The organism is Rummeliibacillus sp. POC4 (assembly GCF_003576525.1).
Classification (GTDB): domain Bacteria; phylum Bacillota; class Bacilli; order Bacillales_A; family Planococcaceae; genus Rummeliibacillus.
Map to the genome: position 1 here is coordinate 1 of NZ_QWUA01000062.1, position 26,491 is coordinate 26,491.

The 26,491-nt window shown below is 34.0% G+C and carries 22 protein-coding genes and 1 pseudogene; 18 read left to right on the top strand and 5 right to left on the bottom strand.

All coding sequences use genetic code 11. From position 1 onward, the window contains the following. The 6 genes from D1606_RS18830 to D1606_RS19350 form a co-directional block, all read left to right on the top strand. Positions 1-1,244: hypothetical protein (locus tag D1606_RS18830; protein ID WP_158582394.1), on the top strand; the 1,244-nt coding region annotated here is incomplete at its 5' end. Between the two features lie 178 nt (positions 1,245-1,422). Beyond that, positions 1,423-1,506 carry a putative holin-like toxin gene (locus D1606_RS19340; RefSeq protein ID WP_369973813.1) on the top strand — a complete coding sequence of 28 codons (84 nt, stop codon included), beginning with the start codon at positions 1,423-1,425 and terminating at the stop codon, positions 1,504-1,506. A gap of 464 nt (positions 1,507-1,970) precedes the next feature. Continuing rightward, on the top strand, positions 1,971-2,819 hold the full coding sequence (locus D1606_RS14500; protein WP_119416738.1) for a hypothetical protein: 849 nt from the start codon (positions 1,971-1,973) through the stop codon (positions 2,817-2,819). 120 nt (positions 2,820-2,939) lie between these two features. Then, positions 2,940-3,023 carry a putative holin-like toxin gene (locus D1606_RS19345; RefSeq protein ID WP_369973814.1) on the top strand — a complete coding sequence of 28 codons (84 nt, stop codon included), beginning with the start codon at positions 2,940-2,942 and terminating at the stop codon, positions 3,021-3,023. Between the two features lie 496 nt (positions 3,024-3,519). Continuing rightward, on the top strand, positions 3,520-4,503 hold the full coding sequence (locus D1606_RS14505) for a bile acid:sodium symporter family protein (protein WP_119416739.1): 984 nt from the start codon (positions 3,520-3,522) through the stop codon (positions 4,501-4,503). Positions 4,504-4,730: 227 nt separating this feature from the next. After that, the gene (locus D1606_RS19350) at positions 4,731-4,814 is read left to right on the top strand and encodes a putative holin-like toxin (RefSeq protein WP_369973814.1); all 84 of its coding nucleotides are present in this window, start codon (positions 4,731-4,733) and stop codon (positions 4,812-4,814) included. Between the two features lie 351 nt (positions 4,815-5,165). On the opposite strand, the gene D1606_RS14510 is transcribed toward D1606_RS19350, so the two are convergent. After that, complete coding sequence (locus D1606_RS14510; protein WP_119416740.1) at positions 5,166-5,603, bottom strand: hypothetical protein; 438 nt, start codon at positions 5,601-5,603, stop codon at positions 5,166-5,168. A gap of 190 nt (positions 5,604-5,793) precedes the next feature. On the opposite strand from D1606_RS14510, the gene D1606_RS19125 reads away from it, so the two are divergent. After that, the gene (locus D1606_RS19125; RefSeq protein WP_233548123.1) at positions 5,794-5,880 is read left to right on the top strand and encodes a putative holin-like toxin; all 87 of its coding nucleotides are present in this window, start codon (positions 5,794-5,796) and stop codon (positions 5,878-5,880) included. A 356-nt stretch (positions 5,881-6,236) separates the two neighbouring features. Here the strand turns inward: D1606_RS19125 and D1606_RS14515 are convergent, their stop codons facing one another. After that, positions 6,237-7,868 (bottom strand): SWIM zinc finger family protein, encoded by a 1,632-nt coding sequence (locus tag D1606_RS14515; protein ID WP_119416741.1) that lies wholly within the window; start codon positions 7,866-7,868, stop codon positions 6,237-6,239. Positions 7,869-8,139: 271 nt separating this feature from the next. Here D1606_RS14515 and D1606_RS14520 point away from each other — a divergent pair. From D1606_RS14520 to D1606_RS14540, 5 genes and pseudogenes are all read left to right on the top strand, one after another. Then, positions 8,140-11,295, top strand: a pseudogene (locus D1606_RS14520) (DEAD/DEAH box helicase). A 422-nt stretch (positions 11,296-11,717) separates the two neighbouring features. After that, on the top strand, positions 11,718-13,703 hold the full coding sequence (locus D1606_RS14525) for a hypothetical protein (protein ID WP_119416742.1): 1,986 nt from the start codon (positions 11,718-11,720) through the stop codon (positions 13,701-13,703). Then, positions 13,703-14,569 carry an ATP-binding cassette domain-containing protein gene (locus D1606_RS14530; protein WP_119416743.1) on the top strand — a complete coding sequence of 289 codons (867 nt, stop codon included), beginning with the start codon at positions 13,703-13,705 and terminating at the stop codon, positions 14,567-14,569. The genes D1606_RS14525 and D1606_RS14530 overlap by 1 nt, the downstream gene beginning before the upstream one ends. Continuing rightward, a complete protein-coding gene (locus tag D1606_RS14535) occupies positions 14,566-15,177 on the top strand; it encodes a hypothetical protein (protein WP_119416744.1) in 612 nt (203 codons plus the stop codon). The genes D1606_RS14530 and D1606_RS14535 overlap by 4 nt, the downstream gene beginning before the upstream one ends. Positions 15,178-15,400: 223 nt before the next feature. Continuing rightward, on the top strand, positions 15,401-17,425 hold the full coding sequence (locus tag D1606_RS14540; RefSeq protein ID WP_119416745.1) for a HelD family protein: 2,025 nt from the start codon (positions 15,401-15,403) through the stop codon (positions 17,423-17,425). On the opposite strand, the gene D1606_RS14545 is transcribed toward D1606_RS14540, so the two are convergent. After that, the gene (locus D1606_RS14545) at positions 17,417-18,139 is read right to left on the bottom strand and encodes a MerR family transcriptional regulator (RefSeq protein ID WP_119416746.1); all 723 of its coding nucleotides are present in this window, start codon (positions 18,137-18,139) and stop codon (positions 17,417-17,419) included. The two genes, D1606_RS14540 and D1606_RS14545, sit on opposite strands and share 9 nt — an antisense overlap. A gap of 227 nt (positions 18,140-18,366) precedes the next feature. Between D1606_RS14545 and D1606_RS14550 the strand changes: the two genes are divergently transcribed. Next, entirely contained in the window at positions 18,367-19,551 is a 1,185-nt protein-coding gene (locus D1606_RS14550) for an iron-containing alcohol dehydrogenase (protein WP_119416747.1), read from the top strand. A 291-nt stretch (positions 19,552-19,842) separates the two neighbouring features. Here D1606_RS14550 and D1606_RS14555 read toward each other — a convergent pair whose 3' ends face one another. Next, entirely contained in the window at positions 19,843-20,286 is a 444-nt protein-coding gene (locus D1606_RS14555; protein WP_119416748.1) for a hypothetical protein, read from the bottom strand. A gap of 368 nt (positions 20,287-20,654) precedes the next feature. Between D1606_RS14555 and sstT the strand changes: the two genes are divergently transcribed. The 4 genes from sstT to D1606_RS14575 all read left to right on the top strand — a co-directional run bounded on the left by sstT (position 20,655) and on the right by D1606_RS14575 (position 25,394). After that, complete coding sequence (gene sstT / locus D1606_RS14560) at positions 20,655-21,863, top strand: serine/threonine transporter SstT (protein ID WP_119416749.1); 1,209 nt, start codon at positions 20,655-20,657, stop codon at positions 21,861-21,863. Between the two features lie 229 nt (positions 21,864-22,092). Continuing rightward, the gene (yfmT, locus tag D1606_RS14565; protein ID WP_119416750.1) at positions 22,093-23,550 is read left to right on the top strand and encodes a benzaldehyde dehydrogenase; all 1,458 of its coding nucleotides are present in this window, start codon (positions 22,093-22,095) and stop codon (positions 23,548-23,550) included. 23 nt (positions 23,551-23,573) lie between these two features. After that, positions 23,574-24,443 (top strand): methyl-accepting chemotaxis protein, encoded by an 870-nt coding sequence (locus tag D1606_RS19255; protein ID WP_119416751.1) that lies wholly within the window; start codon positions 23,574-23,576, stop codon positions 24,441-24,443. Between the two features lie 225 nt (positions 24,444-24,668). Then, positions 24,669-25,394 carry an AAA family ATPase gene (locus tag D1606_RS14575; protein WP_119416752.1) on the top strand — a complete coding sequence of 242 codons (726 nt, stop codon included), beginning with the start codon at positions 24,669-24,671 and terminating at the stop codon, positions 25,392-25,394. Between the two features lie 91 nt (positions 25,395-25,485). On the opposite strand, the gene D1606_RS14580 is transcribed toward D1606_RS14575, so the two are convergent. Then, positions 25,486-25,689 carry a zinc ribbon domain-containing protein gene (locus tag D1606_RS14580; protein WP_119416753.1) on the bottom strand — a complete coding sequence of 68 codons (204 nt, stop codon included), beginning with the start codon at positions 25,687-25,689 and terminating at the stop codon, positions 25,486-25,488. Positions 25,690-25,889: 200 nt separating this feature from the next. On the opposite strand from D1606_RS14580, the gene D1606_RS14585 reads away from it, so the two are divergent. Beyond that, a partial coding sequence (locus tag D1606_RS14585; RefSeq protein WP_119416754.1) for a hypothetical protein occupies positions 25,890-26,491 on the top strand: 602 nt, incomplete at its 3' end.

Below are 26,491 nucleotides of genomic sequence, written 5' to 3' on the forward strand. Positions count from 1 at the left end.
AGTTATATAAGGATCAAATAAGTGATGATGTTTATAAATTTATCGAAGATTATGATCAAATATTAAAAGAAAAATTTTATCCGAATCAAGATCAAATCATACAAGCAATTGAAATTTATCGAAATCATAAGCCAATAATTGATGCGCTTTTTGAAGAAACATCCACACAGTATAAGCAATTACATTTTCAATCAGGGTATCAATTTGAATTCATGACAAAGTATAAAAATACCATTAATTATATTTTCAAACATGGACAAAATATTTTATCCTATAGCTTTGAACAATTCGTTCAACAACAGTTTGATGAAGATGTTCTCTATAATGCTCATCCAACTGTTCCAAACTTGTTACCTCCTGAATGGCAAGCTATTAGTAAAATTCAATTGCGTGAACCAAACTATTGGTTAGGAAAGGGATTGATTGTTTGGTTTGAGCAAACGAATGATCATCGTTTGCGTCTGATCGCTGAAGTGGGACCAATCCAGTATGCTGGACGTCTTTCACTACTCGAAGGATTAGAAACAGTCGGTTTATCTTTTAGAGAAAATTCTAAATTAGAAAAAGCACGTTATACACGAATTTACACGCAAAAAGTAGATGTCAATAAGTGGGATGATATGGAGGAACTCACTCAAGCAATGCTGGATTTGTATAATAGCTCAGAATTTTCATTGTTACGAAAACAAGTAGCGTCCATTTTAAATAAAGAAAAGACTACTAGTGAAAAAGTGAAGGAAAAAGAAGTGATTTCAACTTCTGATGAAGCTAAAGACAAAATTCAACTTGCATTTAAAAGATGGATGGAAATGAAGAACATCCCGGAATCACATTATCGTACTTCTTCAAGAAATCTATCTTTTAAAATCCCGTTGTTTGATGCATTTAAAGAGAAGTTGGGTGAAACAAGAGAAAAATGGTGGTGGGATAATGGACCATTCTTATTTTGGATGAACATTAACCCAGAAAAAATATACTTTACGTTAGAAGTTGGTCCGATTGAAGCCGAAAAACGAGTTTTTCTGATGGAGAATTTGAAAGAAAAGGATATTAACTTTAGTAAAAAGGGATTGTCCCTAGAGGCTAAATATAATCGTATTCATTCTGAAACTATATCAATTGAAGGCTTGGAAGAAGTGGAGTTAATGAATGTGTTCAATGCAATGTACAACAATAAGGATTTGCAAATAATTTTAGAAAAACTTCAAGTGATTTATGATGAGAAGGTTAGTAAAATGGAGTAATTTTCGTTAGTACTAATCCTAATATGTGTAGTACCATATAAAAATCTTAAGAGATTAAAATTAGTAAGGAATTAAATATTTTTATTATTATAAAGAACGTATGTTTGATATAATCTATTTAAGATAGTTGGTACTCAAGGGTGGTTGGCTCACTCCCGCTAAGAAATGGGGTGATGCCATGACAGTATTTGAAGCATTAATGTTTGCAATCGCGTTTGCAACGTTAGTCATTGCAATTCTGTCATTTAATCATAAAAAATAACCCATCCTTGAGTTAGCCGCTCGAATGGGTTATTTTAACCTAATAACAGCCAATCCCCTTAAGGGAACTAACTATCTAATTGACCGTTTGATGGGATAACATCAGCGGTCATTTTTAATTTTATGCTTTTGATAATTTTAGTATACGTGGATATTGTAATTATTTCAATTAAATTAGGGTTATATTGTATAATATGGTAATATATATTGCTGTAATTGTATCAATAGTTAGTATAAGTAGAACTTTTGAAATAGTTGGTTAAGAAGTGCATGAATGCTTAAAGGAATGTAGACTAACTCGAGATGACTTGATGCAGATGTTTTTTGTGATGAGTATTTCAAAAGAAAGAATTCGAGTTAACTTATAAGTAATTTAGATTTGTGGTAATAGACAGTTTATACAGCACGATGTACATCAATTCTACCTTTTTAAGAGAAGTATCTATTAATCTAAGAGGTGATATGATGAGAATTCCAGAAGCAAGGCTGAATGTTGGAGCAAATCCTACTTTAATATCTTTATCAGATGTATCACGCGAAAAATATTATAAAGAGCTCAGGGGGAATCTGTATTGTCCAACCCCAAATTGCAATGCTAAGTTAATCTATAGTAGTGGTGAAAAATCTCATTTTAGAACATGGCAATATAATTTACATTCCCAAAGTTGTCAATATAGATTTGATCATTACACCGTCGAAAAGGAACAAGTTGCAGCTGTTGATGTAATTGTTGGAATTGAATTTGAGCGTAGACAGAAAGCATTAAGTGAAGCATATTCCATCTTAACAATGTCGGAAGAAGAGAAAAAGTCACTTGAAGAATTGAAAACTCAAAATATATCAAATCACAATCCTAAAAAAAGTGGAAGAAAAGAATCGCAAGGTATACAGTTAACATTATTTGATGAGCAAACGGCTAGACAACTATTAAAAAGAAGAGGTCCTAACCTAAAAAAAAGAAAAGTTTCTCAGCTAGATTCATCTCATATAGGAAAGAACTGCTTATTGATGGGCTACATCAAAAAGGTAAAACTTCAAGGAGAGATTGCAACCATCACAGTTTTAGAAGATCAAAAAGAAATAAAGGTTGTGTTTGAAGAGGCATTTATTAAAGAGCCTAAAAACAGAACATATCTAAATAAATTTGATACAATAGAACGTCTGTTAAAACGTCAACAGAATATACCTTTTACTGGGATTGGGGAGGTAAGGCGGAACCACAGCACTCAAGAATTAGAGTTTGTTATTTACTTCGGAACAGATTTTAGAATAGACAACACCGATCTATATGCACTTGCAATTCGAATGATGTAACGAGTGTCTTACGTTCATAACAAAACATTTTATAAAGAACGTATGTTTGCTATAATAGTATTTGAGATAGTCGGTACTCAAGGGTGGTTGGCTCACTCCCGTTAGAAAGGGGGTGGTGCCATGTCAGTATTTGAGGCATTAATGTTTGCAATCGCATTTGCAACGTTAGTGATTACAATTCTGTCATTTAACCATAAAAAATAACCCATCCTTGAGTTAGCAGCTCGATGGGTTATTTTAACCATAATAACAGCCAATCCCCTTGAGGGAACCAACTATCAATTTGACCGTTTGATGCTCTAACATCAGCGGTCTTTTTTAATTTATGCTTTTGATAATTTTAGTATACGTGGAGATTATATAATTTTCAAGAAATTCAAATTTCGAGTAAGTGTTATAGATCTTCCGCGTTTTGAGTAAAACTCCCGCGAAATTCCTCCAACCTTCCGCGGTTTTGTGCGAATCTTCCGCGATATTCATCTAAACTTCCGCGAATTTCATTTTCATGCCCAAATCCCCGAAAAATTCAGATACGTAGATAAATATTTTATAGAGATTGATAGGTTATAATCTTATACTAAAAAACAATTATCTATGAAATGGATATCTACTGAAGTAATGGTGACTAGTTAATTTTAAAAATAGTTTGATAATTTTAAATATTTTTATTATAATGATAAAACAATAGGAGGTTGATAACATGGATATGTTAGAAAAGGTTGGTAAGTTTGCTGGGAATACATTTGCACTTTGGGTATTGTTACTAGCAGGCCTTGCATTATATTCTCCCGATCTATTTACTTGGATTGGGCCTTATGTATCATTGTTACTTGGAATTGTCATGTTTGGTATGGGGATGACATTATCCGTAGGAGACTTTAAATTAGTTTTGAAGGAACCAAAAGGTGTTATTATTGGTGTTTTGGCGCAATTTATTATCATGCCATCTTTGGCATACGTTTTAGCAAAAGTACTACAATTATCACCAGAAGTTGCAGTCGGCGTCATCTTAGTAGGATCTTGTCCAGGGGGAACAGCTTCAAATGTTATGACATTCCTTTCAAAAGGAAATACTGCTTTATCTGTGACAATCACGTCTATTACTACTTTACTTGCACCTATATTGACTCCAGCTATTATTTATTTTTTAGCAAGTGAATGGTTAAACGTATCAGCAGGAGATATGTTCCTTTCTGTTGTTAAAATGGTATTAATACCAATTATCTTAGGAATCATCGTTAAACTTATTTTCAAAAATAAAACCAAAGCTGTGAATGGTGCTATGCCAATTGTTTCAGTAGTAGCGATTGTTGCAATTGTTGCTGCTGTAGTAAGTGGAAGTCGCGATAAAATTCTTGATACGGGATTATTAATCTTTGCGGTAGTCATTTTACATAATAGTTTAGGTTTGCTACTCGGATTCTTTGTAGCCAAATTATTAAAGCTAAATTACGAAGATCAAAAAGCGGTATCAATCGAGGTAGGTATGCAAAATTCAGGACTTGGTGCAGCTCTAGCAATGGCGCATTTTAGTCCGTTAGCTGCAGTACCGAGTGCCATTTTCAGTGTATGGCACAACATCTCAGGCCCAATACTAGCATCGTATTGGGGATGGAAAGCAGATCGCCAAAAAGAAAGAGAAGAATCTACAAAAGAAAAAGTAGAAGAGCATCAAGCTTCATAGATTCTAGATATTATTATACAAGTGCTAGGAGCCTCACAGTTGAAGGTATAGATTTAATGACTTCTCAACTGTGTCGGGTGCCTAGCACTTTTTTTCAAACAGTATATGGAACTTATATACACTTAGATAGAATTAGAGATTTTGCTTTTAATAAGAATGGAATTATCTATTTAAGATAGTAGGAACTCAAGGGTGGTTGGCTCACTCCCAAAAAAGGGTGTGGTGCCATGTCAGTATTCGAGGCATTAATGTTTGCAATTGCATTTGCAACGTTAGTGATCACAATTCTGTCATTTAACCATAAAAAATAACCCACCCTTGAGTTGACAGCTCAGCTTGGGTGGGTTATCCCACAAATCATAGCCAATCCCCTTATGGGAACCAACTATCTAATTGACCGTTCGATGCCACAACATCGACGGTCTTTTTAAGTTATGCTCTTACTAAGTCTAGTATACGTAGAGATTATATAATTTTCAAGAAAAGCAAATTTCGAGTAGGTGCGGACCTATCTCAATATAGAATATAGTTTAATGATATAAAAAGTGGAAAATAATCAACTTCATAGATTCTGCATATGATTTATACAAATGCCAGGCACCTGACAACTGAAGTAATAGATTGAAACGACTTAAATTATGTAGGGTGCCTGGCATTTTTTATTAATCTCCATAGCTACGTGAATCATTAAAAAGACTTAGTATTAAAGATAAACCTGCAACAATTCCAAAAATATTTGAAGAAGATGTAACATTAATAAGCCAATACAAAATAGATGAATTAGCTATAAGTTCAGGCAAATCTTTAACATATGCGAGTGTTGGATATGTAAACGATAGTAGTAGAGCTGGTATTGATATACACCATAATAATGATGGATTTATATTAAATGTCCATTTCTTCACGAAAATAAGAGAAAGATAGAGACCAAATACAATAGAGACAATTAATTTAAACCAAATCAAAGGAATTAAAGAAAATGTTTCATTCGCAGATTGTTTTATTTGAATTTCATAACTAAAACTGAGTCTAGCTAATACGATTAGTCCGATAATCCATAGAATTTTCCAAAAATAAGATAGCCAATTATTTCTTGTCATTTAAATCCCTCCTTTTCTACTATACGTTAAAAAAGGAGATAAAGTTTCAAAATTCTATAATAAATCCGATATATGTAACTTATAGAATTAGAGATTTTACTTTTAATAAGAATATACTTTTGGTATTGTCTATTTATAGTTGGTGCTCAAGGGTGGTTGGCTCCCTCCCGTTAGAAAGGGGGTGGTGCCTATGACAGTATATGAAGCATTAATGTTTGCAATTGCATTTGCTGCATTGATGGTGTCAATACTTTCATTTAAAAACCATAAAAAATAACCCATCCTTGAGTTAGCGGCTCAGATGGGCTATTTACTCCATACAGCCAATCCCCTTAAGGGAACCAACTATCTAATTGACCGTTCGATGCTCTAACATCGGCGGTCTTTTTAATTTATGTTTTTGATAGTTATAGTATACGTGGAGACTGTATGATTTTCAAGAAAAGAAAATCCCGATTAGGTATGGACACATCTTAATAATTTTCAAGAATATAGCTTACTTTCTTATTCTAATTTTTAATTTAGAATTGAATATCCGCTACTTTCCTCCAAACTCCCGCGGTTTTGAGTGAAACTTCCGCGAAATCAGACCAAACTCCCGCGATTTCAAAATCCCACATTCAGGATACCCCGTCACTTATTCCATATTATCTTCCGAAGTTCTTCATGTAATGCTGTCCTTCTCGGATACATTTCCTTTAATTGTTCGGTGATTTCTTTCACATCGGTTTCATATCCAGCATCACAAAATTGTTGAAGTGCACCTCGCAATATTTGGTAACCACTACGATTCGCTACAGTTATAGCTTGTTTCTTGATGTCTTGATAGAATAATGCTTTAACTTCTTCCGAAAAATCCTCTTTTAGATAAGTGGAATACGTATAAATGCGGCTCGGAGATTGTTGACAATAGTTGAGCAGTTTTGCAAATTCTCTCTCATTAATAAGAAGATCAGGGTACCATGAAGGATAGTTAGCTAGTTCATCAAATGCAACGATTAAATCTTGGACGATGTTGCTCCATTCCGAGTGATCATACAATTCTTTTAGTTCTTGATAAAAATACAAGTCTCCTTCAGCAGCAAGCATAAAGGCTATTCCACGCATAGCTTCTTGATTTCCTAACTTTTGATGTGCATTATAAGCATATTGCTCCCATTTTGAGCGTAGTTTTACTTTTCCAAAATCACTGTCAATTCCTTCTGATGCTAGTTTAAGTGCTTTTTCGAAATCTTCATCCTCAAATGCAATGTGGATTAATGTTTCGCGAACGTGCGGATTTTGTCGATGCTTATCTATAAATAATTGAATCTGTTCTTCATCTTGTGAAATAATGAGCGCACGGAGTATTAAAGCTTCTGCTTGTTCTCCAAAATCTTCACTATTGAAAGATATCTTTGGAATAGTTGTGCAATAAGCGTTTGAAAATACTGGGTCTTCACAAAATGGTAATGCCTGTTTCAAAAGTTCAAGCTTCCAATAATCCTCTTCTGTTTCAATAGCAACGTCGAAAAGTTTTCTTAAGATATCTTCTTGCTGTTCGATGGAGCAACTAGTAACCCCTTTAGGAATAACCTCATCTAAAAGGCTAACGCACAATTCTAACACTTCTTCTATCATCAATGTATGATTTGAAATATCATAAAGTTTAGCTGTTTTTGAAAAGCAGAGTAGCGTAAGCTCACTGGCTAAATGAAGTTCTCCTTGTTTGATCAAATCATGCACTTGGTTAATGACTTCTTCTACACCAATTAATACTAAGTCCTCTTCACTCGATGAGATATACCCTTTCTTTAATGCATTTTTCATTGGTTTTAATATAGTCTTTTCTGCTTTTTTTAATAGATTTGTTTGCGAAATAGTATCATTCATAAAAGATTTTAAAATTCTTTGCTGGAAATGTGAATCCTCATGAGCTACATCTAGTAGAAAGTGAATAAGTGAATCTTTTGTTTGTTCAATAAGAATCGTTTCTAGTGGTGGATGGTTGAGCACCATTTTTGGTTCGTCTTGCAATGCGTAGAAAACAGCAACTTCGTGTTTGCAATAAGTACCATCATAAGGACAGTTGCATCTTGAAGATGTAATCTCTTCTTCAGATGATAATTTCACATGAACTGTATAATCATCCGTTCCTTCTACGGTTGCTTCCCAATCTGTGTTTGTCAATTGAGTAAGTTCAACTATATGCCCATTTTTAAAATAATTTTTCCCTCGTTTCACGATTGTACTGGAAATATAATTTTGGAAATTCGTTAAATTCATGTACAGTATATCCTTTCAGTTTTATTCATTTTCATAATATAAAAAATTAGTCGTAAAGAAGGCAATCGATTGAAATTTATAAATATATAATACACTATTCAAATTAGAAGGTTTTACTTTACGTGCAAGTCCAGGTTTAGAACTAGTAGATCTTGAGGCTTTTTCATATTATTGCTAAGATATTTTTAAGTAATATCGCCAAAATACATATTTCTAAAAACAAAAGTAAATGAAAAATTTAATTCTAACGTCAAGAGATCGGGGTCTTACAATGTTAAAACAAGGAATCTACGAGGAAATCATAAACCAAAAGCTAAAACAAGAGATGCGAGATTAAGATATAACAACTTTTGATATTGGTAAAGAAAAGTTGGATGTAGAAGAAGCTAGAAAATTACTTTCTTCCTATATATCACTAGTTACGAGAAAAGCACTTCGTTTTGTACGAGACAACGAAAAGAATGATCCAAAGCAAGCACTTGTTGATCAGATTCGTACATGTAATGACATTATTAGAACGTTGAGTGAGCGTTTGGATGATGAAGAGTTTCGTCAGTTGCAAATCGAAGAGGAGGGGGAGGTCCTTACTTCCATCTATTCACGACTTAACTCTGCTAGAAGCTTGAAAAAGCGTGATGTCATACGTCCTGTTACGCCACTTTCACAAAGTTCTCTATTTACTGGTTCCAAATATGAACCCAATATGTTGGAGGAAATGAAGAAGGAAATTGTAACAGCTAATTCCATCGATATGTTAGTTTCGTTTATAAAATGGAGTGGTCTTCGTTGTATTATGGAAGAGCTTCGAACGTTTACCTCAAATCCGGAAAATAGACTTAGGATTATCACAACTTCTTATATGGAAGCAACTGATTTTAAAGCTATCCAAGAATTAAGTAAACTTTCGAATACTGAGATCAAAATATCATACGACGTGGATCGCACAAGACTTCATGCAAAAGCATATTTATTTGAAAGAGAAACAGGATTTAGTACTGCGTATATTGGATCATCTAATTTATCTAATCCAGCTTTAACTTCTGGATTAGAATGGAATATGAAAGTAACGGAAAAGGATTCTTTTGATATTCTCGAAAAATATAGAGCGACTTTTGAAAGCTATTGGAATGACAATGAGTTCAAACTGTATAGTGCTGAAAGTCAGGAAGATCAGCTTTTATTAAAAAGGGCATTATCAAAAGCTAAAGTAAAAGAGGAAGAGGAACGCTATTACTTATTTGATATTCAACCTTATTTTTATCAAAAAGAAATTTTAGAGAAGTTACAAGTAGAAAGAGAAGTATATGGGCGAAATAAAAATCTACTAGTTGCTGCAACAGGTGTAGGGAAAACAGTTATTTCGGCTTTTGACTTCAAACAATTTAGAAAAACGCATCCGTCTGCAAAATTATTATTTGTTGCCCATCGAGAAGAAATTTTGAAACAAAGTTTAGAAACCTTCCGCGTTATTTTAAAAGATCCGAATTTTGGAGACATACTGGTACGGAATTATCAACCGGACTCATTTGACCATTTATTTGTTTCAATCCAAAGTTTTAATAGTAAAAAGATGTATGAACGAACTACTCCGGATTATTATGATTTTATTATCGTGGATGAGTTTCATCATGCAGCTGCTCACTCGTATCAGAAATTATTAGAACATTATCACCCTAAAATTCTGCTTGGTCTAACAGCAACACCAGAACGTATGGATGGAAAAAATATATTGACTTACTTTGATGAAAGAATATCTGCTGAAATGCGATTAACAGAAGCGATTGATCGAAAGTTACTAAGTCCATTCCAGTATTTTTGTGTGAGTGACACTGTCGATTTAGACCAATTAAAATGGAGTCGAAGAGGTTACGACATTAAAGAACTTGAAAATGTTTATATTTCAAATGATTTACGAAGTCGTCATATTATCAAAAGTATCTATAAATATGTCACAGATATTAATGAAGTAAAGGGACTAGGATTTTGCGTATCTATTGAACACGCCAAATATATGGCGAAATTCTTTTGCGATGCAGGGATTCCGGCCGAGGCTCTATATGGGAATGTTGACTCAAAAATTCGAAATGAAGTACAAAAGCGACTAGTTAGTGGAGAGATAAGGTTTATCTTTGTTGTCGATCTATATAACGAAGGGGTAGACATTCCAGAGATCAATACCATTTTGTTTTTACGGCCTACAGAGAGCTTGACGGTGTTTTTACAACAGCTTGGTCGAGGACTGCGGTTAGCGGATGAAAAAGAATGTTTAACGGTTTTAGATTTTGTTGGACAAGCTCACAAAAATTATAACTTTGAGGATAAATTTAAAGCGTTAATAGGGAAAACAAAACATTCCGTACGTCATTATGTTGAGAATGGATTTTCACAACTACCGAAAGGATGCTTTATTCAATTAGAAAAACAAGCGAAAGAATATATCTTAAGGAATGTAAAGAGTAGCCAAAATACGCGTAACAATCTAATGGCGAAGATGAAATATTTTGAAGCAAATACGGAGCAAGAATTGACACTGGCTAATTTTTTAAATCATTACCATCTTTCTCTTTATGATTTTTACGGAACAAGTGGAGATCGTAGTTTCTGTCGTATGAAAGTACAAGCTGGTTTAGCTGATGATTTTGAATTTCCAAATGAAAAGACATTAACAAAACGAATTTCAAAATTATTTCATCTGAACTCAAGAAAGTTTTTACAATTTATCATTAACTATATAAAAAACTCGACGATTCAATCATCTGAAGAACAATTAATGCTTGCCATGTTGTATTACACTTTCTATCAAAAACATCCAAAAGATGAAGGGTTCGAATCAATTGAAGGAGGTATGGACAGTATCTTATCCATTGAACAATTTAAACGAGAAATTTTAGAAATTGTCGACTATTTATATGAATCTATTGATTTGATGGAAAAAGAAAATGACCTACACTTTGAATGTCCGTTAGGTGTCCATAGTAAGTATACGACTGCTCAAGTACTTGCGGCTTTAGGGTATTATAACGAAGAGAAAAGTCCAACATTCCGAGAAGGTGTAAAACATTTTGCAGATCATCATCTAGATATCTTTTTCATCACATTAAACAAGTCTGAAAAAGAATTTTCTCCTTCTACTTTGTATGAAGATTATGCGATTAACGAACGACTTTTCCATTGGCAAACACAAAGTGGTGTAAAAGCAGATAGTAAAACTGCAAAACGTTATATCACACATAAAAGAAATCATCACCAAATTGCATTGTTTGTACGAAACTATAAAACCGAAAATGGCTATACTTCACCATTTGTATTTCTTGGAACAGCCGAATATGTAAGTCATTCAGGAAGCCAACCTATGAGCATCATCTGGCGATTAAATGAAGAAATGCCAGCTTATTTAGTTCCAGTAGCGAATAAAAATATATTATAAATAGCATTAAATCTAAAAATGGGGAATTGTTTCAATCAGGAACGATTCTCCTTTTTTATATCGTGACGGGATTGAATTGAGAAGATCTGTGAAACAGCCAAAATAAAAAGGCATTAATTTCTATCAGTACTTCGTGATTTTATAAATGATTAACTTTTGTAAAGAAGAAGACAAAGATTTGTCAGTAAATACATATTGACATGTAGATAAAATTTATCTTAATCTATATATGTAATATATTAGAAAAAATAGTATATTATTAAAATTTTTGAATGTTATTATGAACTATTTTTTAGTGAAAAAGTAAATGTAATCGTTTTAAATGACTTTATGAAAATAACAGTAAACTAATATGCTAAAAAAGAGATGCATTCTTTCCAAGAGTATCGTGCATCTCTTTTTACCTTAAAAGGAGAATTGTGATGCGGTGGAAATGGTTGTTTCACTTTTATTGTAAGCAATTTGTCAAAAGTAAGTTATATATGGGTGCGAGTATAGCGCTGATTATCCTTGTCATAAGCCGGATCATGTTGCATAAATTTGATCAATTTCATATACAGGATTTTGGCAATTTACCGTCGGAAATCAGCGGCGTTGTCCAAATTGTTTCCATTTTTTATATGATTTATGCCTATCAAGTCGTTTCCAATGAGCTTCAATATGGGATTCAGACCTTTTTTACAGATGGGCATCGGATTATGGTCGAAAAAATTTCAGCGATGTGGGTGGTGCATAGCCTTTTTCAACTAGCATTAGCCATTATTACATATGGATTCTATAGTTTTTATTTTTTAATCAATGGGCTAGGCATGACTTTTTTATATGCAGAATTGTTTCGCTTCATCATGACCTTTTTGTTAGAACCGATGATTCTCTATTTCTTTATGGGGATCCTAGTAGCGATTATTTGTGGCAAGCGTAAAATCAGCTTCTTTTTTATCGCGGTTGGATGGATTGTCACGGGAGGAATGAATTCAGAATTTTTAGGGTCTATTTTTGATAACATCACGGCAAAGGATTGGAAGATTCTGCTTTCATTTAGTATGAGCAACATAAACAGTGCTTATAAATCATTTATTGGTTATGATATTAGCTTGGCATATGAATTGCGCTTTCTATTTTGGCTGTTTTTATTGAGCGAGTTCTTTTTTCTTCTCTCCCTTCGATGGGCACAGGATTTTGCCTTACGAAAGCGGATCCGAAATCTCTTAATTGTTCTTCCGATAGTGCTACTGATCGTAGGGAAAATGGCGATCTTATGGATGCCAAATATGTGGAATAATGCGGATTACGATCAAGAAGTTAAATATTATCAAAAGCTTTCCCATTCAAAAAGCAAGACAAATGAAGCGTATGATATCCGGCAGTATGTGATGCAACTAGATGGGAATCAGCTACAAGTAACAGTGTCACTAAAGAATATGAGGACAATAAGGCCTACTTTTCAGCTTTATCACGCGTACGATATTCAGTCGATTACCAATAATCATCGAGCGGTTTCCTATGAACGGTATGGGGATCTGATTACCCTTCATTTAAAGAAACCAGTTGATCAATTACAATTTACCTATACCCTCCGATCAACAAATTTTCATCCTATTTTAAGAAATCGAAAGTTACTCATTGGAAATATAGCTTGGTATCCAAAGAAAAATAATGATCAAATGTATCGTATAAATAGAGATGGAATTGGTGTCGGTTTTATTCCCAATAAGAATAGCAAAGCAGTTAAGATGACCATTCAAACGAAAGACAATCTATTGTTTATCAATTTACCGAAAAAGGGTGGCGTTTATGAAGGAAAGGCTCAGGCGGTCACATTGATCGTGGGGCAAGGGAAAACGTTGGAAACAGGGGGTTACCACATAACGTATCCTAGTGATTGGCCAGATATTACAGAAAGTGCGCCCACCTTTCTTACCTTTCAGGAAAAGCTATTGACATATGCCAAAGAAATTGGTCCAACCGTTGTGAATCGATTGCCTTCGAAGATTGTGTTAACTCAGAATATAACTAATGGAGTAGCTAAATTAATAAATGAGGATCATTTCGTTTATGATACTAGCTCATTGTATCCATTAGCATCTAAGGATACTTTGGAAGGAATTCCTACAGAGATGATACCGATCATCATTGCACCGAAAAAAAGCCCATTCTATGATGCTTGGCGCCTTGCAGCAACCAGTTGGATGAATCGTAAACTCAATGTATTAGATCAAATTCAATTTAGGTGGGATTTAGAGGATTTCAATGTCCCATCTGTAAAGGAAGGTACGAAAGTTTTAGAGGAATTTCAAGGGGAACCATTGAAAGAGCAACAGGAATTTTTGAAATACTGGTATGCACATATGGAGGAAGCGACTACCTGGAAGGAAATTCATAGTTGGCTAAAGGGGAATCGAAAATAATGGACCTATATATTAAAAATCTTTCAAAAAAGATAAAAAAACAACCGATATTATCGCAATTATCGCTTCATATAACGGGGATTTATGGCCTCTTAGGACCAAATGGAGCAGGAAAAACAACCGTTATGAAAATTATTGCAGGACTATCCAAGATGGATGATGGCGAAGTTTTTTTAAATGAGGAACTCATAAGTAGAGGAACTTATGTCAAACGAGTAGGTTCCATTGGTTATCTACCACAAGATTTTCAGTTTTATCCGCAGCTAACGATTTTTGAAGTTTTAGAACATATTGCAGTTCTACAAGGAATTGTCGATCCTTCTCTTATTGCAACAGAAATTGATGCAGTATTAGAAGTGGTCAATCTTTCTGAACAAAGACATAAAAAAATTCATGAATTGTCTGGCGGAATGCGTAGAAGAGTGGGAATCGCCCAGCTTCTGCTAAGAAAGCCATCTATTTTGATATTCGATGAACCAACAGCAGGGCTAGATATTGAGGAACGAATTCGCTTTCGCAACTTATTGAAAGTATTGGGCGGTAATCATACGATTATCATTTCCTCCCATATCGTAGAAGATATTGAATTTTTATGTACGAAAATTGGTGTCATAAGAAAAGGAAAGAAATTATTTGAGGGTGTACCGGATGCGTTAAAAGATTATGCCAAACATAAAACATTCGATCTGCTGATTTCTAAAGAAGACTTGGATGATTTTATTTTAAAGCATGAGGTTGTCTATTTGGAAGAACAAGAAGAGAAAATTCGTGTAAGGATTTTGAGTGAGGATGATGACATTGGAAAGTCGGTTAGTCCTCGATTGATGGATGGATACCTAGCGCTATTACAAGAGGATTTGCTATGAAGAAACTTTCCTACTTATTCAGGTTTGATCTAAAATTACAGCAGTTTTTCTTCTTTCTTCCATTTATTGCATATGCTTTAGCCATTCTTTGTATCTATATATCGCCAGATGAGAATCGTGACTATATTTTTTTCCAGGTATTAGCTGTTAGCTTTTGTGGAGTCCATTTACTCTTACATTATAGTTATTTATTTGATGAGGGAGCAAATGAAATTCTTTTGCCCTATTATCGTCAAACCGCTTGGCTAGATCTTTTACGTTATGGGTTAGTAGATGGGCTTTGTATAGCGATTGTTTTTTGTTTTGTCGATCCTTTTTTTCATACCCCACAGGTAATGGCCCATACGATTCTTTTAGCATTATGCTACTTTTTAGGAAGTAGTGCATTGCTTATGATCATCAAAAACTTTGAGATTACCATTTCCTGCATATTAGTTTATACAATCATGGAAATTAGTACACAGGGAACCTTTATGCCATGGCCTCATATTTTCTTCTTTGTCTATCCTTATGTCGATTTATGGGTGAGATTGACGTATATCTCACTTGTCATAGGTTTAATTTTATCAATTGTTATCATTAGTCGATTTTATATAACAAGAAAGTAGATTCGTAAAACGTCTTTAAAATAATTTTTCATCATGGGAGGGAAATGACTTCAACCATTCTTATAATACATTTAGGAATACAATCTAGTAGACGGAGAATTGTTTCAATCATAAACAATTCTCCTTTTTTGCTGCAAAAATTATAAACCAAACCCTCCACTTAAACACCAGCGAAAAAGACTTTGCTAAACTAGCGATACGGTTTTAATAGGAGGGCTTATGAATGATTGATACAAAGGAAATGAAATATTTTGAAAATACATTATTGAGCCTTGAGAAAGCATATAAAAGGTTATCGAAGGATATTACAAATCAAGATCAAAGCTTCAAAAATTTACAAAAATATATGATTGACTATAAAAGTGAATTGGATAAATTTGAAGTATATGATTATCAGCAAACGTTAAGCATGATTGATCAGCAAGGGTTTGCGCAAGTAGTGGAAAGAGAGAATATTAAAAAGTTAATCGATTCTCCATATTTCGGCCGTTTTGACTTTGTCTATGAAGGAGAAGAAAGAGAGGACGCAGAAAGCTTTTATATTGGAAGATTTGGTTTTAGAGATGAAGAAGGGAATCCACTTATCTATGATTGGCGTGCACCTGTTTGTAATATGTACTATGAATTTGAACTCGGTGAAGCATATTATGATGCGATGGACCGACGTTTTCATGGCGAAATTATTGGAAAACGTCAGTTCAAAATTGAAAACTCTAAGATTATTTATGCAATAGATAGTTCTCTTACCATTCAAGATGCTGTTTTACAAAAGACGTTAAATGAACATGCAAATGAAAAAATGAAAACAATCGTCACATCTATTCAAAAAGAACAAAACAAAATTGTGCGGAACGAATCGGCTTATAATGTCATTATTCAAGGAGTGGCGGGATCAGGGAAAACAGCGGTTGCCTTACATCGAATTGCATATTACTTGTATAAGTATAGGGATACCCTGCAAGCAAGTCGAATTTTCATCTTGTCTCCAAATAAGGTATTTGGTGATTATATTTCTTCTGTATTACCAGAACTTGGGGAACAACCAATTCGTTCATTTACCTTAGATGAGTTGACGACAAATCTATTGTCAAAAACGTATACTTTCACATCGTTTGAAGAAGAAACGAAAAGGATATTAACAGATCCAACAGGAGAGTTGGCAAAAAGAGCAGGGGCAAAAGCAAACGGTCAATTTGTACAGCAATTACAGACATTCTTAGAAAATTTGAATGCGCATTTATTTAAGAATGAAACTATATCGATTGCAGATGTTGAGTTTACAGGGGAGTATCTGTTACGTCGCTTCGTACAGTATGCTAAAGAACCGGTTTTTACACGTTTGGAACTAATGGCTGATGATGTGATTCAAGTTCTTAAATCTAAGCGGAACGGAGAAGGAAAATTCCCAAGTAAAAATGAAATTATAAAGCGTTTAAAGAAACGCTTAACTTATACAACACCCTTCGATGTGTACGAAGCTTTTATACATGAACTAGGGGACGAGCTATTTCATTTCAATAAAAAGCATTTTGAATTTAACGATGTGTATCCTTATCTATATGTGAAAATATTTTTTGAAGGAATCAAAACATATGAATTGGTGCAGCACTTCGTATTAGATGAGATGCAGGATTACACACCCATTCAATATGCAGTTCTTGAAAAAGTGTTTACGTGTAAACGAACAATCATCGGAGATTTTAGTCAGGCACTTCTTCCATATGAAACGATTTCAAAGAAAGCATTTGAAGAGATTTTCGCGAAGTTGGAATACGTGGAACTTACAACAACGTACCGATCTTCTTATGAAATTGCGATGTATGCGAAGAAATTTATGCGAACCGGTGATATTAATCCAATTGCTCGTCACGGAGAAGCCCCAAAAGAACTACCATATGAAACACTCAATGAAATGATGACAAGTATTCATAAAGCTATACAAAATGATTATCAAACAACCGCCATTATTTGTAAGACAGAAGCAGATTTAAAAATCATCAAAGAACAGCTTAAAAATGTTCCGTATCATCTATTAGACGGACAAACAGAGAAGTTTGAAACAGGGCTACTTTTAACAACGATTCAATATGCAAAAGGATTAGAATTCGACGCAGTCATTGTTCCATTTGTCAATGAAACAAACTATAAAACCACATTCAACCAAGGGTTACTTTATATTGCTACAACAAGAGCAATGCATGAACTAACAATGTTAGTAGATACAAATAACCCTTCCCCATTATTGTAGCTTTTCTAAAATTGCAATGATCGACAATACGTCTTTCATTGCTTTTTTTATATTCAATTCAAGTTCATCTGTTACGTGATAAAATTCATTTTTGAATTTTGGTGAGTTTAAAAGAGTATGAATATCTATCTCTTGTTCAACTGATTCAATCTCTTCAAAAAGATGATGGATGCTCGAAATAGAAAAATGGGCACTACGAAGCGTGCGGATGACAAGTAACTTTTGGATATCTTCCATACCATATTGTCGGCGATTTTGTCTATTTCTTTTTACAGAATATAATCCATTGCGTTCCCAATTACGAAGTGTCTCTTCTGTTAGTTGTAGATGATTAGCGACTTCTTTATGTGTGAATGTTTTTGTAGAAGCTGTTTTCTCATGTAGGATTTTATTGGCAATTTGAACAGCTTTTCGTGTGTATGCAAGCTCCGATTTTAAAAATTTCAAATAGACATTTGCTGCCTCTATGCTTTCCGTAAACTTTTCTTGTCCACTGAGACGAACGATTTTCGTCGCCATTTTTCGCAAATTATTTTGTATAAACTCTTGTTTAAAGGCAAGCCGTGCAATGTACATTTGTTGCAAATGTATATTTGAATACACTCGATAACCATTGGATTTTCGAGGAACTGGCGAGATAAAATGCCATTCTTCATAAAGTCGAACAGTATTCGGATGAACTTGTGCTTTTTTTGCAATATCAATTGTTCGCATTTACAAAACCCCTAATTAGAATTCCTTGAAGAATGTTTATTTTAAAAATTAATTTTAGCACATTTAACACTATAACTATCACTCCAGAGTAATTATTAATATCTAGTAGTTAGAATTCATAAAATGAGAGATAACCACTACAAAGTGATTTTATTAATCAATTATTTTTGATATTAAATAAAATTATGAAATCGCTTAAATTTATGGATTCTAGGAGGCTAAATACAATGATTCAAACCCAAAAAATTTTTACAGTCAACTCACCAAGTACCATCATATACGGAAGAAACTCATTTGAAAAGGTAGGGGAGTATGCAAAAAAGTTAGGTACGAAAGCTTTAATCATTAGCGATCCTATTATGGAGAGTCTAGGTTATGTGGATCAATGTTCTGCTTATTTAAAGGAGCAAGGATTAGAAATGGTTTCATACCTTGGCGTTAAGTCAGAGCCGGTGGATACGTATGTATCGGAAGGCCTTGAATTATTTCAAGCGGAAGAATGCGATGTCATTATTTCTGTTGGTGGAGGCAGTTGTATCGATGTTGCGAAAGCCATTGCAGTTGTGGCCACAAATGGAGGATATATCGGGGACTATATGAAAATGCAGAAGATAGCTGAAATAACACCAATTCCTCATATCGCTATACCGACTACAGCAGGAACGGGATCAGAGGCAACAGATGCGACCGTCATTACAAACACGACAAATGATGTGAAAATGATGATTAAGCAACCTGCTTTTTTACCGAATGTTGCGATTGTAGATCCTGTTTTAACGTTAACTTCTCCTCCATCTATTACTGCTGCTACTGGAATAGATGCACTAAGTCATGCCATTGAAAGTTATATTTCACGATTGGCTCACCCATATTCAGATATGCTTGCATTATCTGCAGTTGAACTCATCGTAAAAAATATCTTGCAGGTGTATGAAAATGGGAATGCTCTTGATGCACGCGAGGCGATGTCTATTGGTTCATTGCAAGCTGGAATTTCTTTTTCAAATGCTTCTGTGGCATTAGTTCATGGCATGTCGCGTCCGATTGGAGCACTTTTCCATGTCCCACACGGAATTTCCAATGCGATGTTACTACCAGCTGTTTTGGAATATTCAAAAGATGCATGTATTGAGAGACTAGCAGATTTAGGAAAATTCTTTAATCAAGATGAAATAGAATTATCAAAAGAGGAATTAGCAAATCTTTTCATTCATTCGATAAAGAAATTGTGTAAAAAGATGAAAATTGGCAACTTACAGGAGTGGGGGATAGAAAAAGAAGCCTTTTATGCAGCGATTCCGAAAATGACTGTCGATGCCTTGGCGAGTGGAAGCCCGGGAAATAACCCGAAAGTACCTACAGAGGACGAGTTAGTAGAGTTATATAAAACGGTATATGCGTATGAATTCTAAATTTGAAAATATCCTAGTAGGAATTAGGTACAAACAAAAAAAACCCATCATTGCTACTTGATGGGTCATTGCTAGTTTAGATATTTTTTTATGGATGGGTCATTGCTAGTTTAGATATTTTTTTATGGATTAAAAGGAAGCCCCAGTTGTGCAAAAGGAAGTCTGAGTTGTACAAAAGGAAGTCTGAGTTGTGCAAAAGAAGTCCAGAGTTATACAAAAGGAATCGGGAGTAACAACTAATTCTCGTTCTAAAAAGACAGAACGTTGTGTTGCGCTTTGCGATGAACTCATTTATTTCAAACTTTTAATCGCATAATATAATCCTGCTTCTTGATCGATAATAGGGGTAATCCCTTCTTTTTCGATTAATTCATCTGACTTTTCTGGATCTTTTACAACTCCGGTATATAGTTTAAATTGTTGCCCCTTTTTACTTTCAATTTCTACGTTTGCATCTAATTTTCCTTGCTTCGATTTGACTATGATTCTGTTTGCAATCGTGTACCAACTATATTTTTTATTCTTTTTAGCGATTTGTACTACGTTGATACCTTCTCCTTCAGGCACTTTGAATTTATAAACGACAAATCTTTCGCCATTTAAATCTAGCATTTCTAATACATCATTTTCTTTAATCTCTTCGTCTTGTAATCCATATGCTATCGCTTTTTCTTCACTATTAAACCATTTTAAATCACCAGGTTCTTTTGCTTTAGAAGAACATCCTGTGAGCAAAAATAAAATGAATAAAGGAAATATAATTTTTAGAGATTTAATCTGCTAACAACTCCTTTAATGTTTCATTTGATATACATTTTATTTTACCCTTAATTTTACATAATTAGAATATTATTTTTAATTTTTACAAATATTTTTTGTAAAAATATAACATTTATATTTATAAAAACTAGTAAAATACAAATACTTCATATTTCCATTCAAGTTAGATAATTAAGATATAAAAAAGAACATAAATTTAAAAAATTATGTCACAATTCTAATATTTCATGATAGAATGTATTTTATACAAAAACAAAGTGTTTTCTTGGGTGGAAAGACATCATGTTTTTTGCATTAGAAGCACAAGAAAAAGGGGTAACAGTATGAAAAAACTAATTAGTAAATGGAATGCTATTAGTCTCGTAACTCGTATTATTATCGGTATTATTGTCGGCGTTATTGTAGCTTTAGTATTTCCAAAAGCATCGTGGGTTCCTATTCTAGGTACTTTATTTGTAGGAGCACTAAAAGCAGTTGCACCAATATTAGTATTATTACTTGTGATGAATGCTATTGCTGGTCATAAAAGTGGTAAAAAGACAAATATGTCTACTATCATTATTCTTTATGCAATTGGTACATTTTTGGCAGGAACTGTAGCAGTTATTGTAACTGCCATCTTCCCGGTTCACCTTACATTGAAGGAAAGTTCAGGTGATTTAAAACCACCAGGTAGTGTTTGGGAAGTTCTTCAAACACTTCTACAAAATGTAGTTGCAAATCCGGTAGATGCATTGATGAATGCAAATTATATTGGTATTTTAGCTTGGGCTATTGTATTAGGTGTAGCATTAAAACAAGCTAGTGAAACAACAAAAGGGGTATTAGTTAACTTTTCTGATGCCATTTCTAAGGTAGTACAATGGGTTATTAATCTAGCACCGTTTGGTATTATTGGTATTGTATTCGATGCGATTGTAACAAACGGTCTGTCTTCACTATTAGAATATGGAAGACTGTTAATCATTTTAGTAGGATCTATGCTCTTTATCGCATTAGTGGTTAACCCATTAATCGTTTTTGTAGCAACACGTCGCAATCCTTATCCACTTGTTTTGACTTCACTAAAGGAAAGTGGGATTACAGCGTTCTTTACTCGTAGTTCTGCAGCAAATATTCCGGTGAATATTAAACTTTGCGAAAAACTAGGATTGGATCGTGATACGTATGCAGTATCTATTCCGCTAGGCGCGACTGTTAATATGGCAGGAGCAGCAGTTACTATTTCTGTCTTAACTTTAGCTGCAGCTCAAACATTAAATATTCATGTAGATATTCCAACTTCAATTATTTTGATGGTGGTAGCAGCCGTTTCTGCTGCAGGTGCTTCTGGTGTTGCAGGTGGTTCATTGTTATTAATACCTCTTGCATGTAGCTTATTTGGTATTCCAAATGATATCGCCATGCAAGTTGTTGGTATTGGTTTTATCATTGGGGTAATCCAAGACTCTTGCGAAACAGCATTGAATTCATCTTCAGATGTCGTCTTCACAGCAACAGCACAATATGCGCAAGAACGTAAAAATAAATAAGATAATTCACTAGGGATTGGTACCAATAACTTGGGAACAGTCTCTAGTTTTTTTGTAAAATGATAAAAATTCAGCTCTGATCATTAAGTTGATTGGAGTTTTTATTTTAAAAAATATTTGTCGTATTATATCTTGTAAAACTAATAGCATAGAAATATACCGTTTTTTGTTGAAAAATAGCGAATTTAGTCGATGGTAATAGAGAAGTTTATTTTAGGAGGAATTACTTATGTTATCAAAAGATATTTTCGAGAAACAATATATTGCAGGTGAGTGGAGAGATGGTAAAAGTACAAATAAATTAATCAATTCTAATCCATATAATGGTGAAGTTATTGGTACATATAAAATGGCGAATGTGGAAGACATAGATTTAGCTTACCAAGCCGCAAAGAATGCAAAAGAAGAATGGGATCAGGTCAACCCTTATCAAAAACGGACAATTTTAGAAAATGCAGTGAACTATATTGAAGCAAATGAAGAAGAAATAACAAAAATTATTATCGAAGAATTGGGTGGAACGCGTTTAAAAGCAGCATTTGAAATAGGCCTAGTCAAAAATATTATTAAAGAGGCTGCTACTTTCCCAATAAGAATGGAAGGAAAGATTTTACCTTCAACTATTGATGATGTAGAAAATCGCCTTTATCGTATTCCAGCAGGAGTTGTTGGTGTTATTAGTCCATTTAACTTCCCATTCTTCCTTACTATGAAATCAGTTGCTCCCGCATTAGGAGCTGGTAACGGTGTTGTATTAAAACCACATGAAAATACACCAGTAATGGGTGGAACATTGATTGCGAAGATTTTTGAGGAAGCAGGTATTCCTAAAGGTTTACTGAATGTTGTCGTAACGGATATAAGTGAAATAGGGGATAGTTTTGTTGAACACCCAATCCCAAGAATTATTTCCTTTACTGGTTCTACAAAAGTAGGCAGTCATATTGGTCAATTAGCAATTCAAAACTTTAAAAAACCATTATTAGAACTTGGTGGCAATAGTCCTTTCATCGTGTTAGATGATGCAGATTTAGATTATGCAGTGAATGCAGCAGTATTTAGTCGCTTTACACATCAAGGCCAAATTTGTATGTCAGCGAACAGAGTATTCGTACATCGTTCTTTATATGATGCATTTTTAACGAAATTTGTGGATAAAGTATCACAACTAAAAGTAGGGGATCCACAAGACCCGTCAACAATCATCGGACCAGTGATCAATGAACGCCAAGCAAAAGGTTTAAATGATTTAATCGACAGTGCAATTGCAGAAGGAGCCAAAGCCATTTTAAAAGGAAACACTGTGGGCAATCTTGTAGAACCAACCGTTTTGATAAATGTAACACGTGATATGAAAGTAGCACAAGAAGAGCTATTTGGACCTGTTATTTCAATTACTCCATTTGATACGGAGGAAGAAGCTATTCGTATGGCAAATGATACGAAGTTTGGGTTAAGTGGCGCAGTTCACACTTCAAATATTGAAAGAGGTGTTCAGTTTGCCAAAAAAGTTCATACAGGTATGATTCACGTAAATGATATTACGATTAATGATGAGCCAATTGTTGCATTTGGTGGCGAAAAACAATCAGGAATCGGTCGTTTAAATGGGGAATGGAGCTTAGAGGAATTTACCACTTTAAAATGGATCGCTGTTAACTTCGGAAAACGTATATTACCATACTAATTTGAGATATAGGGAGAATAACGATGAGTCATATTTTAGAAGAAGAGCTTTTAAACAAAGAAGAAAGAAATGAAATTTTAGATGCATTTATAAAAGTTGCACCTTATTTAAAACGATTAGTCCAAGATGATATTACAATTGGTATTTATGATACAGAAAAGCTCATTATCAATGTACCTGGAGATACGTTTAATCTAAATGTTAAACCTGGTGATCCATTGGTTGAGGGAGACGTTATAACAGATGCAATTAGATTAAACAAAGATACTGCTATGATTGTACCTAAAGAATTATTTGGATTTCCTTTAGTAGCTAGAGCGATTCCTATTCAAGACCATACAGGTAAAGTCGTTGGAGGAATCGGACTTGGCACAAGCTTAGCATCTGCCAACCAATTGTCCGAAGTAGCTGAAAGTCTTTCGGCTATCACAGAACAAACTTCAGCTTCTATCAATGAAATTGCCAATTCTGTAACGAATCTCGCCAACCAAATGGGAGACGTATCGGACCAATTAAAAACAGTAACTGCAAACTCAGGAGAAATCAAACAAATCTCTGTAACAGTTAAGAATCTTTCAGACCAAAGTAATTTACTTGGTTTAAATGCGTCAATCGAAGCAGCTAGAGCTGGCGAATATGGAAAAGGATTCTCCGTTGTAGCAAGTGAAATTAGAAAACTAGCACTTAACTCAAAAGAAAATGTAGCTAAAATTGATGTGATTATTCAAGAAATAAATGATTCCATTAAACAACTAGATCATTCTTTCTCAGAGATCAATACAGTAACTGATAGCCAAGCATCATCGATTGAAGAAATCTCAGCTACTATGCAAGAACTAAGCAGTAATGCTATGGCATTATCTAAAATGGCTGAAAATCTTATCAAAGCTTAAGTAGTGTAACCTAATATCATCATCAAAACTAAAATGTCCCGTAGTTAACTAACATTACGGGACATTTTGTCGTACAAAATTATAATAGAAAATAATGTTGAAAACGATTTGCCAACCATTCTCAAATTTTTGAAAAAGACTATACAGGTTACTTAATTTCATTTAAACTTAATTTTCATAAAGATACAAAAAAAGGATTATTATAAAACGAAAGGAGGAGAATAGGTGTATCTAAAACGAGTTTCGTATTTAAAAAATCAGGTATTAGATTCTTCTAATTATCCTTTTAATATTCCATGGGTAGAGAATTTTGAATCTCTTGATTTTCGGAGTAATGTAACGTTCTTTGTAGGAGAAAATGGAACTGGGAAATCGACACTATTAGAAGCGATTGCGGATAAATGTGAATTTAACGTGGCTGGTGGAAGTAGAAATAATCTTTTTGAAGTCGCTAAAGCCGAGTCAGTATTGGGGGATTATATTCGCTTATCTTGGAGTCCTAAAGTAAATAGGGGCTTTTTTCTTCGCGCGGAAACTTTCTATCATTTTGCAAGTTACATTGATGCATTAGAAGATCCAAATAAATATGCTGCTTATGGAGGAAAATCGCTGCATCACCAATCCCATGGTGAATCGTACCTTTCACTGTTTATGAATTCATTTGGAGGAAAAGCAATCTACTTATTGGACGAACCAGAAGCAGCCCTTTCGCCATTAAGGCAACTAAGTCTTATGAAGATCATCAAAGACCTAGAAAACGAATCGCAATTTATTATTGCCACCCATTCACCAATTTTGCTCGGTTATCCAAATGCTACAATCTATAATTTTGATCATGCAAAAATAGAAATGATAAGATACGAGGAAACAATGCACTATATTTTAACGAAACGTTTTATAGAAGCGCCTGAGCTAGTTCTAAAAGAATTGTTTAGAGATGATGAAGATTGATTCATTATTTTGTCCATTTCTTGCTGTGTTCAAAGATTGACAAGGGTGCAAGATCCAACTCAAGTATTGAACTTGCACCATTTTTCACTGATTAACCAAAGAATAAATCAAGTATATTCGATCCAGTTGATGATTTTTTATTATAAAACTCAGAATAGCCACAATCCCTACAGTAGACAACGATAAACTGATTGTGCTGAATGTCAAACATTTTAGACAAACCAGTTCCAGTCATCGCAACTTCCTTCTTCTCTGCATTTCTACTGCCACATTTAATACAACCTTTGTTTTCCATAAAGTCGCCTCCCTTTCTATAATTCATATACGTAAGAAAGGCAAGTTTCGTTTCAAAATTTTAGTATAAAATAAATTGGGATACATTCATATGAATCTTCATTTATGGTAAAATTACCATATAAATACAAGGTGCAATTGGAATGGCTCTATAGATAGTAAATACATACTTATCCCAACTAACTGTAGGGGGTGGAATGCGTGAAACTAAAAAATGCTATATTGCTAATAATAATTTCTACTATACTAGCTTCTTGCAGCACACCATTTGGGCATATTGGTAAATGTCCTGATGCCGAGATAAGCTGGATAGATGTTTTGAAGATAAATGATATAAAATATAAACATCGGTCAGATTTAGTTGATGAAGAGAATAATTCAGTTATTGAAAAAGGAAAGAAATTAGGAGAAGTTAGCTATAAGATGGCTGGTAAAGCTTGCAGTGATCATAAGCTGAAAAACGGTGATGCAACGTTTCTTGAAATAGGAACACCTATTTATGAAGTAAAGGGATATCCAGACTCTTTCATGGTATTTGCAAAGGACCGAGTATTTATCGTAGAACAAAACAAAAAAGCTAAAAAAGCTAAAGATTTATATCCACTAAAAGACTATGTGCAAAATATTTATCTTCTAAGCAATGAAGATGACAGTAGATTGCACACTTTTTCATCAGCATCAACGAGCCAATTTATCAAAGAATGGGGAAATTTAAAAGTAAAAAGGAATGTTGACTATAAAGATGACCCCATCTTTTTAGAAATCGAATTGAAGAATGGAGTATTATTTAAACTTTTATATTC

Excerpts from the sequence above, each read along its gene's own strand:
- D1606_RS14580 (WP_119416753.1), bottom strand. The coding sequence starts at position 25,689 with ATGGAAAACAAAGGTTGTATTAAATGTGGCAGTAGAAATGCAGAGAAG.
- D1606_RS14545 (WP_119416746.1), bottom strand. The coding sequence starts at position 18,139 with ATGCGAACAATTGATATTGCAAAAAAAGCACAAGTTCATCCGAATACT.
- D1606_RS14530 (WP_119416743.1), top strand. The coding sequence starts at position 13,703 with ATGGACCTATATATTAAAAATCTTTCAAAAAAGATAAAAAAACAACCG.
- D1606_RS14500 (WP_119416738.1), top strand. The coding sequence starts at position 1,971 with ATGAGAATTCCAGAAGCAAGGCTGAATGTTGGAGCAAATCCTACTTTA.
- D1606_RS14550 (WP_119416747.1), top strand. The coding sequence starts at position 18,367 with ATGATTCAAACCCAAAAAATTTTTACAGTCAACTCACCAAGTACCATC.
- D1606_RS14540 (WP_119416745.1), top strand. The coding sequence starts at position 15,401 with ATGATTGATACAAAGGAAATGAAATATTTTGAAAATACATTATTGAGC.
- D1606_RS14510 (WP_119416740.1), bottom strand. The coding sequence starts at position 5,603 with ATGACAAGAAATAATTGGCTATCTTATTTTTGGAAAATTCTATGGATT.
- D1606_RS14525 (WP_119416742.1), top strand. The coding sequence starts at position 11,718 with ATGCGGTGGAAATGGTTGTTTCACTTTTATTGTAAGCAATTTGTCAAA.
- D1606_RS14515 (WP_119416741.1), bottom strand. The coding sequence starts at position 7,868 with ATGAATTTAACGAATTTCCAAAATTATATTTCCAGTACAATCGTGAAA.
- D1606_RS19255 (WP_119416751.1), top strand. The coding sequence starts at position 23,574 with ATGAGTCATATTTTAGAAGAAGAGCTTTTAAACAAAGAAGAAAGAAAT.
- D1606_RS19345 (WP_369973814.1), top strand. The coding sequence starts at position 2,940 with ATGTCAGTATTTGAGGCATTAATGTTTGCAATCGCATTTGCAACGTTA.
- yfmT (WP_119416750.1), top strand. The coding sequence starts at position 22,093 with ATGTTATCAAAAGATATTTTCGAGAAACAATATATTGCAGGTGAGTGG.
- D1606_RS19340 (WP_369973813.1), top strand. The coding sequence starts at position 1,423 with ATGACAGTATTTGAAGCATTAATGTTTGCAATCGCGTTTGCAACGTTA.
- D1606_RS19125 (WP_233548123.1), top strand. The coding sequence starts at position 5,794 with ATGACAGTATATGAAGCATTAATGTTTGCAATTGCATTTGCTGCATTG.
- D1606_RS19350 (WP_369973814.1), top strand. The coding sequence starts at position 4,731 with ATGTCAGTATTCGAGGCATTAATGTTTGCAATTGCATTTGCAACGTTA.
- D1606_RS14535 (WP_119416744.1), top strand. The coding sequence starts at position 14,566 with ATGAAGAAACTTTCCTACTTATTCAGGTTTGATCTAAAATTACAGCAG.
- sstT (WP_119416749.1), top strand. The coding sequence starts at position 20,655 with ATGAAAAAACTAATTAGTAAATGGAATGCTATTAGTCTCGTAACTCGT.
- D1606_RS14505 (WP_119416739.1), top strand. The coding sequence starts at position 3,520 with ATGGATATGTTAGAAAAGGTTGGTAAGTTTGCTGGGAATACATTTGCA.